Raw genomic sequence first — 1,337 nt, 5'->3', positions numbered from 1 at the left:
TTAGAGAGTAGTAAAACGTAAACCCGTTCTAATTCATATGTTTTGATGTTTTAGACCAATGTAATTTTAGAGAGTAGTAAAACATCAGGAGTCATATCGAACGTTCATATCAAGTTTTAGACCAATGTAATTTTAGAGAGTAGTAAAACTGCGCATCCGCAGATCACCTTGCGTTATATGTTTTAGACCAATGTAATTTTAGAGAGTAGTAAAACAAAATTGATGACGCTATCGCGAATGGTGGAGTTTTAGACCAATGTAATTTTAGAGAGTAGTAAAACAAGAATACCTTCCCGCAATGTATGCAGCCGGTTTTAGACCAATGTAATTTTAGAGAGTAGTAAAACCCAAGCGCCAACAGTCGCCGCCTAAAGCAGGTTTTAGACCAATGTAATTTTAGAGAGTAGTAAAACGCATAACCTCGCATAAGTCGCTGCCATTAGGTTTTAGACCAATGTAATTTTAGAGAGTAGTAAAACTTCCGATACGATGACAAGCGAGTTCTTGCGGTTTTAGACCAATGTAATTTTAGAGAGTAGTAAAACCAACGGCAGAACTGCACTTGTTTACCCGTAGTTTTAGACCAATGTAATTTTAGAGAGTAGTAAAACCATTTCTCGGACATTCAGCGCTGCCGATACGTTTTAGACCAATGTAATTTTAGAGAGTAGTAAAACACAACATTTGTCGAGAACGTACAAGCACCAGTTTTAGACCAATGTAATTTTAGAGAGTAGTAAAACGCTGTTTGGTGGCGTCGGGGCTGTCGTCGGGTTTTAGACCAATGTAATTTTAGAGAGTAGTAAAACGATGAACTGTGGACGCTGACGAATAGTGGCGTTTTAGACCAATGTAATTTTAGAGAGTAGTAAAACTTTTTGATCGTCCGGCTGCAAACGACATTGGTTTTAGACCAATGTAATTTTAGAGAGTAGTAAAACTAGGTGGTCAGCGGAAAAGGGGAAAACTGTGTTTTAGACCAATGTAATTTTAGAGAGTAGTAAAACATAAATCCTGCCGAGTTCTTGCTCGCTCAAGTTTTAGACCAATGTAATTTTAGAGAGTAGTAAAACAAGCGATGGAACGCATTAAAGCGGACGGAAGTTTTAGACCAATGTAATTTTAGAGAGTAGTAAAACATTCTTAGTGTTGGGCTTGGTCGCTATATAGTTTTAGACCAATGTAATTTTAGAGAGTAGTAAAACACTACGCAACCAAGTATACGAACGAGACAAGTTTTAGACCAATGTAATTTTAGAGAGTAGTAAAACGCAATCGACTTACGGCGCGTTGAATTACCGGTTTTAGACCAATGTAATTTTAGAGAGTAGTAAAAC

The 1,337-nt window shown here is 37.2% G+C and carries 1 CRISPR repeat array.

What is annotated here, in order from left to right:
- Positions 1-47: 47 nt before the first annotated feature.
- Positions 48-1,337: direct repeats of the CRISPR family, unit length 36 nt; unit sequence GTTTTAGACCAATGTAATTTTAGAGAGTAGTAAAAC.

The organism is Planococcus sp. ISL-109 (assembly GCF_018613655.1).
Lineage (GTDB): Bacteria > Bacillota > Bacilli > Bacillales_A > Planococcaceae > Planococcus.
This window is presented reverse-complemented; position numbering and strand designations above follow the sequence as displayed.